Origin of the sequence: Bacillus sp. FSL R5-0434 (assembly GCF_038004745.1) — a bacterium.
Classification (GTDB): domain Bacteria; phylum Bacillota; class Bacilli; order Bacillales; family Bacillaceae; genus Bacillus; species Bacillus halotolerans.
The window spans coordinates 2,379,377-2,392,086 of the sequence record NZ_JBBORV010000001.1 but is presented as its reverse complement, the minus strand read 5'-3'; the positions used below and the strand labels follow the sequence as shown (position 1 = coordinate 2,392,086).

At 44.7% G+C, this 12,710-nt stretch carries 12 protein-coding genes; all 12 read left to right on the top strand.

Translation table 11 applies throughout. From position 1 onward, the window contains the following. Positions 1–7: 7 nt before the first annotated feature. The 12 genes from yqhY (at position 8) to spo0A (ending at position 12,318) form a co-directional block, all read left to right on the top strand. Positions 8–415, top strand: coding sequence for a fatty acid biosynthesis protein YqhY (yqhY, locus tag NYE43_RS12170; RefSeq protein ID WP_024122014.1), 408 nt, complete (start codon positions 8–10; stop codon positions 413–415). A gap of 264 nt (positions 416–679) precedes the next feature. Continuing rightward, a complete protein-coding gene (gene nusB / locus NYE43_RS12165) occupies positions 680–1,075 on the top strand; it encodes a transcription antitermination factor NusB (RefSeq protein WP_024122013.1) in 396 nt (131 codons plus the stop codon). A gap of 11 nt (positions 1,076–1,086) precedes the next feature. After that, positions 1,087–1,938, top strand: coding sequence for a bifunctional methylenetetrahydrofolate dehydrogenase/methenyltetrahydrofolate cyclohydrolase FolD (folD, locus tag NYE43_RS12160; RefSeq protein WP_024122012.1), 852 nt, complete (start codon positions 1,087–1,089; stop codon positions 1,936–1,938). 138 nt (positions 1,939–2,076) lie between these two features. Further along, positions 2,077–3,423: an exodeoxyribonuclease VII large subunit gene (gene xseA / locus NYE43_RS12155; RefSeq protein ID WP_341062039.1), complete on the top strand. Its 1,347-nt coding sequence runs from the start codon at positions 2,077–2,079 to the stop codon at positions 3,421–3,423. Further along, positions 3,420–3,674: an exodeoxyribonuclease VII small subunit gene (locus tag NYE43_RS12150; protein ID WP_213417730.1), complete on the top strand. Its 255-nt coding sequence runs from the start codon at positions 3,420–3,422 to the stop codon at positions 3,672–3,674. Before xseA ends, NYE43_RS12150 begins: the two co-directional genes overlap by 4 nt. Further along, on the top strand, positions 3,664–4,554 hold the full coding sequence (locus NYE43_RS12145) for a polyprenyl synthetase family protein (protein WP_095713259.1): 891 nt from the start codon (positions 3,664–3,666) through the stop codon (positions 4,552–4,554). Before NYE43_RS12150 ends, NYE43_RS12145 begins: the two co-directional genes overlap by 11 nt. Before the next feature lie 177 nt (positions 4,555–4,731). After that, positions 4,732–6,633: a 1-deoxy-D-xylulose-5-phosphate synthase gene (dxs, locus tag NYE43_RS12140; RefSeq protein WP_227597729.1), complete on the top strand. Its 1,902-nt coding sequence runs from the start codon at positions 4,732–4,734 to the stop codon at positions 6,631–6,633. Then, a complete protein-coding gene (locus NYE43_RS12135; protein WP_024122006.1) occupies positions 6,630–7,475 on the top strand; it encodes a TlyA family RNA methyltransferase in 846 nt (281 codons plus the stop codon). Before dxs ends, NYE43_RS12135 begins: the two co-directional genes overlap by 4 nt. Before the next feature lie 96 nt (positions 7,476–7,571). Further along, on the top strand, positions 7,572–8,021 hold the full coding sequence (gene argR, locus NYE43_RS12130) for an arginine repressor ArgR (protein ID WP_010334883.1): 450 nt from the start codon (positions 7,572–7,574) through the stop codon (positions 8,019–8,021). A gap of 35 nt (positions 8,022–8,056) precedes the next feature. Further along, positions 8,057–9,787, top strand: coding sequence for a DNA repair protein RecN (gene recN, locus NYE43_RS12125; RefSeq protein WP_101861022.1), 1,731 nt, complete (start codon positions 8,057–8,059; stop codon positions 9,785–9,787). A 174-nt stretch (positions 9,788–9,961) separates the two neighbouring features. Then, a complete protein-coding gene (gene spoIVB / locus NYE43_RS12120) occupies positions 9,962–11,239 on the top strand; it encodes a SpoIVB peptidase (RefSeq protein ID WP_341062032.1) in 1,278 nt (425 codons plus the stop codon). Positions 11,240–11,514: 275 nt separating this feature from the next. Further along, positions 11,515–12,318, top strand: coding sequence for a sporulation transcription factor Spo0A (gene spo0A, locus NYE43_RS12115; RefSeq protein ID WP_010334880.1), 804 nt, complete (start codon positions 11,515–11,517; stop codon positions 12,316–12,318). Positions 12,319–12,710: the final 392 nt, after the last annotated feature.

Genomic DNA, 12,710 nt, shown 5'->3' with positions numbered 1-12,710 from the left:
GAATTGAATGAAAGACAACAGCTTGCTTAAAATGGATCATGAAGACACGCATTTAGGTAAGGTTGAGATCGCACCGGAAGTCATTGAGGTGATTGCCGGTATCGCAGCTTCAGAAGTTGACGGCATTGCTGAAATGCGCGGGAACTTTGCGACAGGCGTCGTCGAGCGCTTCGGCAAAGTAAACCACGGCAAAGGCGTAAAAGTCGACTTGGCGGATGACGGAATTACGATTGATGTCTACTGTGTTGTCGCATTCGGCGTTTCCATTCCGAAAGTCGCAGCGGCCGTTCAGGAAAACATTCGTCAAACCTTATTAAATATGACGTCTCTTTCAATTAACGAGATCAATATTCACATCGTCGGCATTCAATTTGACACAAAAGCCCAGGAAGTCGAAATCGACGAAGAAATGTAAATGGCTTAACAGAAAACCAAGGGGAGGGCGGCCCTTTGGTTTTTTTACACGTTACCCTTTATTTCAAAGCATGAAGAAAGCCGGCTCGAGGCAGCCGAGTTTCTTCATGATCGTGAAATCCGAATGATCATATGTAGGTGTGTAAAAATATTCGGTAATAGGGTCGAAAAACCTTGATTTCAATATGCGGATACGAAAAAAATATGTTATGATCTCTTTATGGCTTAACGACAAGCGGATAAAGAGGATCAAAGGAGAAAGAAAATGAAAAGAAGAACAGCAAGAGAAAAAGCTTTGCAGGCACTATTTCAAATTGATGTCAGCGATATTGCAGTGAATGAAGCCATTGAACACGCATTAGATGAAGAAAAGACAGATCCTTTCTTTGAAAAGCTTGTATACGGTGTACTTGAACACCAGGTTCAGCTGGATGAAATGATTTCGAAACATCTGGTGAATTGGAAGCTTGACCGGATTGCCAATGTTGACCGTGCTATTTTGCGTCTGGCAGCATACGAAATGGCATATGCCGAAGACATTCCGGTAAATGTCTCCATGAACGAAGCGATTGAGCTGGCGAAACGGTTTGGTGATGACAAAGCGACAAAATTTGTAAACGGGGTTCTTTCTAACATTAAATCTGATATTGAACAATCATAGGAGGAAAGAAAATGACTGCAACAATCATCGACGGAAAAGAAACGGCAAAAGAAAAACGCGAACAATTGGCAAAAGAGGTAGAAGAGCTTAAAAAGCAAGGCGTCACTCCCGGCCTGGCGGTTATTTTGATTGGAGATGACCCAGCTTCTCATTCTTACGTGCGGGGAAAGAAAAAAGCAGCAGAAACAATGGGCATGAATTTTAAGCTTGATCAATTCGACAGCAGCCTCACAGAAGCTGAACTGCTTTCGATTATTGACAAATACAATGAAGACCCTGAGTTTCACGGAATTCTCGTTCAGCTTCCGCTTCCAGACCATATTTCTGAAAAAGCGGTGATTGAACGTATTTCTCCTGATAAGGATGTAGACGGTTTTCATCCGTTAAATGTAGGGAAAATGCTGCTAGGCGAAGATACATTTCTTCCTTGCACGCCGCACGGAATTGTTGAGCTTTTGAAGAAAACCAATATTGACCTTTCCGGTAAAGAGGTTGTTGTAGTCGGCCGAAGCAATATTGTCGGTAAACCTGTCGGCCAGCTTTTATTAAATGAAAACGCGACAGTGACATACTGTCATTCAAGAACAAAAGATATATCTGAACATACGAAAAAAGCGGACATCCTGGTGGTGGCGGTCGGTAAAGCCAACTTCATCACTGCTGACCAGATGAAAGAAGGCGCCATCGTTATTGACGTCGGCGTTAACCGTTTGGAAAGCGGAAAGCTTTGCGGAGACGTTGAGTTTGAAGGTGCGAAGGAAAAAGCATCCTTTATTACACCTGTTCCGGGCGGAGTCGGTCCTATGACCATCACGATGCTTGCGCATAATACTGTTAAATCTGCGAAACGTACGTTATCATAGATCTTTGGAGATATTCAGAGACAGGCTAAAACCCTGCCTCTGGATAATGAGCACGATACCCGCTTCTTCAGGCTCCTTAAGCCAGAGCGGGTTTTCTTTAGTTATGGTGCAGGAATGCTTACGAGAGGAGTTTGAGACATGGGTGAAACAGCGTATGTTACTGTCTCAGCGCTGACAAAGTATATAAAACGAAAATTCGATGTAGATCCTCACCTTGAAAATATTTGGATTAAAGGCGAATTATCGAATGTAAAGATACACACGAGAGGCCATATTTACTTCACGTTAAAAGACGAAAACGCCCGGATGCAGTCGGTCATGTTCGCCAGACAGAGCGAGCGTCTTCCTTTTAAACCTGAAAACGGTATGAAAGTGCTGGTGAGAGGCGGAATTTCCGTATACGAACCGAGCGGAAACTATCAATTATATGCAAAAGAAATGCAGCCTGACGGGGTCGGAGCGCTTTATTTAGCGTATGAAGAATTAAAAAAGAAGCTAGCCGGAGAAGGTTTATTTGACGAACGCTACAAAAAACAAATCCCCGCATTTCCAGCCACAATCGGGGTTGTGACATCACCCACAGGTGCTGCTGTCAGAGATGTCATTACAACTCTAAAAAGAAGATATCCCCTTGTAAAAGTCATTGTTCTTCCAGCGCTCGTTCAGGGTGAAAATGCGAGCAGATCAATCGTTAGGCGCATTGAAGAGGCGAATGAAAAACAGGCGTGCGACGTATTAATTGTCGGAAGAGGCGGCGGATCGATTGAGGAACTGTGGGCGTTTAACGAAGAAATCGTAGCGCGTGCGATCTTTGCTTCCAACATACCGATCATTTCGGCAGTCGGGCATGAGACGGATTTTACCATCAGTGATTTTGTTGCGGATATCAGAGCGGCGACACCTACAGGAGCAGCTGAGATTGCAGTGCCCCATACCACTGATTTAATTGAACGGACGAAAACGGCGGAAGTCAGAATGACAAGAGCGATGCAGCAGCATCTCATCCAAAAAAAAGAACGGGTTCAAACACTTCAATCCTCATATGCATTTCGCTTTCCTAAGCGGCTGTTTGAGCAAAAAGAGCAGCAGTTTGACCTTGCATACCAGCAGTTTCAAGCTCAGCTTACCGCGCTGTTGGACCGGAAAAGCAGACAGCTTGAGCGCGAAACATACAGATTAGAGGCGCTGCATCCCCATGAACAGCTGAAACAGGCGAGAAAACGGTATGAGGATCAGACGAATCAGCTGAAAAAAAATATGAATATCCAAATGAAGCAGCTGCATTCTCAGTTTCAAACCGTTCTTGGCAAGCTGAACGCGCTAAGTCCCCTTCAAATTATGGAAAGAGGATACAGCTTGGCTTATAAAGAAGATGAACTCATAAAAAGCGTCAGTCAGATAGAAGAGAAAGACCAGCTTGAGGTAAATCTGAAGGATGGCGTGCTGACCTGTGAAGTATTAAATAAGAGAGGGGAAGAAAAATGACAGACACGAAAAAAAATGAAAGCATGACGTTTGAAGAAGCGATGAAAGGCTTAGAAAGCATTGTATCAAAGCTTGAAGAAGGCGATGTGCCTCTGGAGCAAGCAATTAACTACTTTCAAGAAGGAATGGCTCTTTCAAAAATGTGCCATGAAAAGCTTCAAAAAGTAGAAAAGCAAATGGACTTCATTTTAAAAGAAGACGGCGAACTGGCACCTTTTAGTGTTCAGGAGGAAGACGAAGGTGACAAATAAATTAGCTAGCTTTCTGGCGGAGCGTAAAAAAGCGGTTGAAAAACAGCTCTTTGTATATACAGAAAACCTTAATATCCCGGATTCATTAAAAAAATCTATGCTGTATTCCCTTGAGGCCGGAGGGAAACGGCTGCGGCCTCTCATCGTGCTGGCGGTTTTGAATGCGTACGGAAAAAGTGAAAAAGACGGTATCCCAGTCGGGTGCGCTGTTGAAATGATTCACACGTATTCATTAATTCATGATGATCTGCCTTGCATGGATGATGATGATCTGCGCCGCGGAAAGCCGACAAACCATAAAGTATTTGGTGAAGCCACGGCTGTTTTAGCGGGAGACGGGCTGCTTACGGAAAGCTTTAAGCTGATTACATCCCATGTGTCAGACGAAGTATCCGCAGAAAAGCGGCTTCGTCTTGTGAATGAACTGATTTCAGCAGCGGGAACCGAGGGCATGGTCGGGGGGCAGATCGCCGATATGGAAGCAGAAAACCGTCAGGTCACGCTTGAAGAACTTGAATCCATTCATGAACGAAAAACAGCCAAACTGCTCGGTTTTGGCGTCATCGCCGGCGCTATTTTGGCGGATGCGCCTGAGGAAGAAATTGAAACATTGCGCGTCTTCAGCAGCCACATTGGAATCGGTTTTCAAATCAGAGACGACATTTTAGATGTAGAAGGCAGTGAAGAGAAAATCGGCAAACGTGTCGGCTCGGATACAACGAACGACAAATCGACTTATCCGTCACTTCTGTCACTGGAAGGGGCCAAAAAGAAATTGGACGGTCACATAAAAGAAGCAAAGCGCTTGATCGACGGGCTCTCCCTTCAAAAAGACCTTTTGCATGAGCTTTGTGATTTAATTGCGGCTAGAGACCACTAAAACGATCCTTATTTGAAGCGGCTGCACGACATATGGTAAAATGTAAGCAGTTTCGATGAAAATCAAAAGGAAGAGCGCGTTTGTCTTTTTTTATGCCTGAGAAATGATCTGAGTTCAGCTCGGCATTTAAGACATATATCAATGCAGAAATTCATGCTGAAAGTGAGTTGATCCGCTTTGGATCTTTTATCAATACAGGACCCGTCGTTTTTAAAAAACATGTCCATTGATGAATTAGAGAAATTAAGTGATGAAATCCGTCAGTTTCTGATTACGACTTTATCGGCTTCTGGCGGTCACATTGGCCCTAATTTGGGTGTCGTTGAGCTTACCGTTGCATTGCATAAGGAATTTAACAGCCCGAAAGACAAGTTTTTGTGGGATGTAGGCCATCAGTCTTATGTCCATAAGCTGCTGACGGGCCGGGGAAAAGAATTTGAGACCCTTCGTCAGTATAAAGGGCTTTGCGGATTCCCGAAGCGGAGCGAAAGCGAACATGACGTATGGGAAACCGGTCACAGCTCAACTTCCTTGTCAGGTGCGATGGGGATGGCGGCCGCTCGCGATATTAAAGGAACGGATGAGTTTATCATTCCGATTATCGGTGATGGTGCGCTGACCGGCGGAATGGCGCTTGAAGCGCTGAACCATATCGGTGACGAGAAAAAAGACATGATTGTTATCCTCAATGATAATGAAATGAGTATCGCTCCGAATGTCGGTGCTATTCATTCCATGCTCGGACGGCTGCGAACAGCCGGGAAATACCAATGGGTTAAAGATGAGCTTGAATACCTGTTTAAGAAGATTCCGGCTGTTGGGGGCAAGCTTGCCGCCACGGCAGAACGTGTCAAAGACAGCCTGAAGTATATGCTTGTCTCAGGCATGTTTTTCGAGGAACTCGGATTTACTTATTTAGGCCCTGTGGACGGACACTCTTATCATGAGCTGATTGAGAATCTTCAATACGCTAAAAAAACAAAAGGCCCTGTCCTTCTGCATGTGATCACCAAAAAAGGAAAAGGGTACAAACCTGCTGAAACCGATACGACCGGTACGTGGCACGGAACCGGCCCATATAAAATTAATACAGGTGACTTTGTAAAACCAAAAGCCGCAGCGCCTGCATGGAGCAGCCTTGTCAGCGGCACAGTACAGCGAATGGCACGTGAGGACGGGCGAATCGTGGCGATAACACCGGCAATGCCTGTCGGTTCGAAGCTTGAAGGCTTTGCGCAGGAATTTCCTGACCGAATGTTCGATGTCGGAATTGCAGAGCAGCATGCCGCTACAATGGCCGCCGCTATGGCATTACAAGGGATGAAGCCGTTTCTGGCTATCTATTCAACGTTCCTGCAGCGTGCATATGACCAGGTTGTTCATGACATCTGCCGTCAAAACGCCAATGTGTTTATCGGAATTGACCGTGCCGGATTAGTCGGTGCAGATGGCGAGACGCATCAAGGCGTATTTGATATCGCGTTTATGCGCCACATTCCAAATGTGGTCTTAATGATGCCAAAGGATGAAAATGAAGGGCAGCATATGGTTCATACAGCGCTCAGCTATGACGACGGTCCAATCGCCATGCGTTTTCCGCGCGGAAACGGCCTCGGCGTCAAAATGGATGAACAGCTTAAAACGATCCCAATCGGCACGTGGGAGGTGCTGCGTCCGGGTAGCGACGCGGTCATCTTAACATTTGGAACAACAATTGAAATGGCGCTTGAAGCTGCTGAAGAGCTGCAAAAAGAAGGCCTTTCCGTACGCGTCGTCAACGCGCGATTCATTAAGCCGATTGATGAAAAGATGATGAAGGATATACTAAATGAAGGCTTGCCGATTCTAACGATTGAAGAAGCGGTCTTAGAAGGCGGATTCGGAAGCGCGGTTTTAGAATTCGCTCATGATCAGGGAATGTATCATACGCCGATCGACAGAATGGGCATACCGGATCGATTTATAGAACATGGTAGCGTAACGGCGCTTCTTGAAGAAATAGGATTAACGAAACAGCAGGTGGCAGACCGAATTCGATTGCTGGCACCGCCGAAGACACATAAAGGAATTGGATCATGACGGCTAAGAAAGAACGATTAGATGTATTACTAGTGGAAAGAGGGCTTGCGGAAACGCGGGAAAAAGCGAAACGGGCCATTATGGCAGGGATCGTGTATTCGAATGAAAACCGCTTGGACAAGCCTGGAGAAAAAATTGACCGCGAGCTTCCGTTGACGATCAAAGGAAACCCGCTGAAATATGTGAGCAGAGGCGGCTTAAAGCTTGAAAAAGCGCTGAAAGAATTTCCTGTCTCTGTTCAGGACAAAATTATGATTGATATCGGTTCCTCCACCGGCGGCTTTACAGACTGTGCTCTGCAAAACGGTGCAAAACAGTCGTACGCGGTGGATGTAGGCTATAATCAGCTTGCGTGGAAGCTAAGACAGGACGAACGCGTCGTCGTGATGGAACGCACGAATTTCCGTTATGCGACTCCGGCAGACTTCACAAAAGGCATGCCGGAGTTTGCTACGATTGATGTATCCTTTATTTCACTTCGGCTGATCCTGCCCGTTTTAAAAACATTGCTTGTACCGGGCAGCGATTGTATTGCGCTTGTCAAGCCTCAGTTTGAAGCAGGCCGGGAATCTGTCGGCAAAAAAGGCATTGTCAGAGATCCGAAGGTGCATGCGGATGTTCTGCGGCGTATGATCAGTTTTTCGGCTGGCGAGGGCTATATCTGCAAAGGCCTGTCATTTTCTCCAATTACGGGAGGAGACGGAAATATTGAATTTCTCCTTCATTTGCACTGGCTGGGAGAAGGTCAAGAAGGTGCAGGTTTGCCTGAGGAGGAAATCAGCCGTATAGTGGAAGAAGCACATAAGACGTTAAAAGAAAAAAAAGCAGATGTACCGGAATAATAGGGCGCTATTATTCCTTTTTTCTGCATTCATGTACTTTTTGCGGAGAATCATATACCATATAAGAACAGATAAGCTGGAAATAGAGGTGCTTACATGAACAAAGGCCAGAGGCATATCAAAATCAGAGAAATCATTACAAGCAATGAAATCGAAACCCAAGATGAATTGGTCGACATGCTGAAGCAGGATGGATACAAGGTGACACAAGCCACGGTTTCACGTGATATTAAAGAGCTTCACCTTGTGAAGGTGCCGACAAATAACGGCTCATATAAATACAGCCTACCGGCGGACCAGCGTTTCAATCCGCTGTCTAAGCTGAAACGGTCACTGATGGATGCTTTTGTGAAAATAGACTCAGCAAGCCATATGATTGTGCTGAAAACCATGCCGGGCAATGCCCAGGCAATCGGAGCGCTTATGGACAATCTGGATTGGGACGAAATTATGGGGACCATTTGCGGAGATGACACCATTTTAATTATTTGCCGGACTCCTGAAGATACCGATGGCGTAAAAAGCCGGCTCCTAGAGCTGCTGTAAAGGAAATCTAACAAAGATAAGAGGTGTAATGCTGTTTGTTAGCTGAATTATCGATTAAAAACTTTGCCATTATTGAGGAACTGACGGTTTCTTTTGAACGCGGGCTTACGGTTTTAACAGGAGAAACCGGAGCCGGCAAATCCATCATCATAGATGCCATTTCACTTTTGGTCGGTGGCCGCGGTTCATCTGAATTTGTCAGATATGGAGAAACAAAAGCCGAGCTTGAAGGGCTGTTTCTGTTAGATAGCGGCCATCCCGTTTTTGACGTTTGTGCTGAACAGGGGATTGACGTTTCAGATGAAATGATCGTCATGAGAAGGGATATCAGCACGAACGGAAAAAGCGTATGCCGGGTTAATGGCAAACTTGTAACGATTGCGTCGCTTAGAGAAATCGGCAGGCTTTTATTAGATATTCACGGGCAGCACGATAACCAGCTGTTAATGGAGGACGAAAACCATCTTCAGCTTTTGGACAAGTTTGCGGGAGCCGAAGTGGAAAGCGCACTTCAAGCGTATCAGGAAGGCTATCAGCGATATATGAAGCTGCTTAAAAAGTTGAAGCAGCTTTCTGAAAGTGAGCAGGAAATGGCACACCGGCTTGATCTGATTCAATTTCAGCTGGAAGAAATCGAATCAGCAAAGCTTGAACTGAACGAAGATGAGCAGCTGCAAGAAGAGCGCCAGCAAATTTCAAATTTCGAGAAAATATTTGAATCACTGCAAAATGCTTATAACGCGCTGCGCAGCGAGCAGGGCGGTCTGGACTGGGTCGGAATGGCCTCGTCTCAGCTTGAAGATTTATCCGATATTAACGAACCGCTGCAAAAACTTTCTGAGAGTGTTTCGAACTCCTACTACCTTTTAGAGGACGCTACATTTCAGATGAGAAATATGCTGGATGAGCTTGAATATGACCCCGAGCGCTTGAATTTTATTGAGACGCGTCTTAATGAGATCAAGCAGCTGAAGCGGAAATACGGGGCAACCGTTGAGGATATTTTAGAATATGCTTCTAAAATTGAAGAAGAGATTGATCAAATTGAAAACAGAGACAGCCATCTGCAAAGCCTGAAGCAGGAGCTGGATTCGGTTGGTAAAGATGTTGCAGTAGAAGCGGCAAACGTTTCCCGAATCCGAAAAACGTGGGCGAAAAAGCTGGCTGAGGAAATCCATCGTGAACTGAAAAGCTTATATATGGAAAAGTCGACTTTCGATACGGAGTTTAAGGTCAGAACGGCGACCCGCGATGAGGAAGCACCGGTCGTAAACGGACAGCCTGTTCAGCTCACTGAACAAGGGATTGATCTGGTGAAGTTTTTAATTTCCACCAATACGGGCGAGCCGCTGAAATCTCTTTCTAAAGTTGCTTCCGGCGGAGAGCTGTCGAGGGTCATGCTTGCCATTAAAAGCATCTTTTCCTCACAGCAGGACGTTACCTCGATTATATTTGACGAGGTAGATACAGGTGTAAGCGGCAGGGTCGCTCAGGCTATTGCTGAAAAGATTCACAAAGTATCGATGGGATCACAAGTGCTATGCATTACGCACCTGCCTCAGGTAGCAGCCATGGCCGATACCCATCTTTACATTGCGAAAGAATTAAAAGACGGAAGAACGACGACGCGTGTAAAGCCGCTGACTAAACAAGAGAAGGTGACGGAAATCGGACGCATGATAGCAGGAGTCGAAGTCACAGACTTGACGAAACGCCATGCGAAAGAGCTGTTAAAACAAGCGGATCAAGTCAAAACAACTGGGTAAGCTGCGCGATATGCGCAGCCTATTTTTTTGTATACACATCCATTCGTTCATCAGTATATCCAATGTTTTTCTTTATAAGACAGTTATAAATAAGGGCTGAGAAGGCAAAAGTAATGATGTAGCAGCAATTCATAAAGAAGGTGTGGGGTAGGAGCGAGGAGAGTGAAGTAGTGAATGCCGGATAACATCAGAAAAGCAATAGGTTTAATTCTCCTTGTTTCGTTATTAAGTGTAGGTTTATGCAAACCATTAAAAGAGTATTTACTGATTCCAACGCAAATGAGAGTATTTGAAACCCAAACACAAGCCATTGAAACGAGTTTATCGGTAAACGCCCAGGAAAAATCATCAGAAGCGTTTACAGTTGAGAAAGACCCGCATGAAATCAAAGTCACAGGCAAAAAATCAGGCCAGTCAGAATTAGTATATGATCTTGCCGGATTTCCAATCAAAAAAACAAAAGTGCAAGTTCTTCCGGATTTAAAAGTCATACCGGGCGGGCAATCCATCGGTGTCAAACTTCATTCCGTGGGAGTCCTTGTCGTCGGATTTCATCAAGTTAACACAAGCGAAGGGAAAAAATCCCCTGGTGAATCGGCAGGTATTACAGCAGGCGACATTATTATCGAGATGAATGGGCAGAAAATTGAAAAAATGAATGATGTTGCCCCGTTTATTCAAAAGGCGGGAAACACCGGAGAGTCACTTGATTTGCTGATCAAACGTGATAAACAGAAGATCAAAACAAAGCTGATTCCTCAAAAGGATGAAGCTGAAGGCAAATACCGAATCGGTTTATATATCAGGGATTCTGCCGCGGGCATCGGCACGATGACTTTTTATGAGCCGAAAACAAAAAAATACGGAGCGCTTGGCCACGTGATCTCCGATATGGATACGAAAAAACCAATCGTCGTGGAAGATGGAGAAATTGTCAAATCGACTGTGACATCAATTGAAAAAGGGACAGGCGGAAATCCTGGAGAAAAACTGGCGCGATTTTCCTCTGAACGCAAAACGATCGGGAACATTAACAGAAACAGCCCATTTGGAATCTTCGGCACGTTACATCAGCCGATTAAAAACAAAATATCAGATAAGGCGCTGCCGGTTGCCTTTTCAAATGAAGTGAAAAAAGGGCCTGCGGAAATCTTAACGGTCATTGATGATGATAAAGTAGAAAAATTTGATATCGAAATCGTCAGCACGACACCGCAAAAATTTCCGGCTACAAAAGGAATGGTCTTAAAAATTACCGATCCGAGACTGCTGAAGGAAACAGGCGGCATTGTACAAGGCATGAGCGGGAGCCCAATCATTCAAAATGGAAAGGTCGTCGGCGCTGTCACCCATGTGTTTGTCAACGACCCGACAAGCGGTTACGGTGTGCATATTGAATGGATGCTGTCTGAAGCAGGAATCGATATTTACGGAAAAGAAAAAGCAAGCTGACTGCCGGATCTCCGGCAGTTTTTTTGCTTTTCTCCCTCTTCACTTCTCATCATACATACGTTAAAATGAACAAAAGAAGATTTTTCGACAAATTCACGTTTCCTTATTTGTCAAATTTCATTTTTAGTCGAAAAATAGAGAAAAACATAGAATAACGAAGATATGCCACTATTATTGTTAGTTATGATTTTTTTTAGAGGGTATATAGCGGTTTTGTCGAATGTAAACATGTAGCAAGGTGGAATCCTGTTAACTACATTTGGGGAGGAAGAAACGTGGAGAAAATTAAAGTTTGTGTTGCTGACGATAATCGAGAGCTGGTAAGCCTGTTGAGTGAATATATAGAAGGACAGGAAGACATGGAAGTCATCGGAGTTGCGTATAACGGACAGGAATGCCTGTCGCTATTTAAAGAAAAAGATCCTGATGTGCTCGTCTTGGATATTATTATGCCTCATTTGGACGGACTTGCTGTTTTAGAGCGACTGAGAGAATCCGATCTGAAAAAACAGCCAAACGTCATCATGCTGACAGCCTTCGGGCAGGAAGATGTCACGAAAAAGGCCGTCGATTTAGGAGCGTCCTACTTTATTCTCAAACCGTTTGATATGGAAAACCTTGTCGGCCATATTCGCCAGGTCAGCGGAAATGCCAGCAGTGTGACGCATCGCGCGCCGTCATCACAAAGCAGCATTATACGCAGCAGCCAGCCTGAACCAAAAAGGAAAAATCTCGACGCGAGCATCACAAGCATTATCCATGAAATCGGCGTCCCTGCACATATTAAAGGCTATCTCTATCTGCGTGAAGCGATCTCAATGGTGTACAACGACATCGAACTGCTCGGCAGTATTACAAAAGTCCTCTATCCGGACATCGCCAAAAAATTCAACACAACCGCTAGCCGTGTAGAAAGAGCGATCCGCCACGCGATTGAAGTGGCATGGAGCAGAGGGAATATTGATTCCATTTCCTCATTGTTCGGCTATACAGTCAGCATGACGAAGGCAAAACCTACAAATTCAGAGTTCATTGCGATGGTTGCAGATAAGCTGAGATTAGAGCATAAGGCTTCTTAAGCATGATCAGCAAAAGCACTTAAATCAAACGTCTTTTATTTATTGGTTTCCGCTGATAAATAGGAGGCGTTTTGTTTTTGGATAAATCTGTTATAATGAATGCGGTAGATGGGTGAATATTTGTTTATACGCTTGGAGTGATCGAAAATGTGTGAAAAGTACGGGCTGCTGATGGCTATATTTATCCTTTCGCTTTGTGTCAATTCAAACATCATCGTGGAGTCACACAAAATAGGTATGCTGATTGACTTCATTTCATTTGCTGCAATGGTCGTATGTATATTCGTTGGTTGGACCATGAGAAACAGAAAGTCAAAAACGGATTGAAACCTTTTCCGCTGTATGTTCGTAGCAAAAAGAGCAATTGAGGTATAAAGAAGACATATCATGAA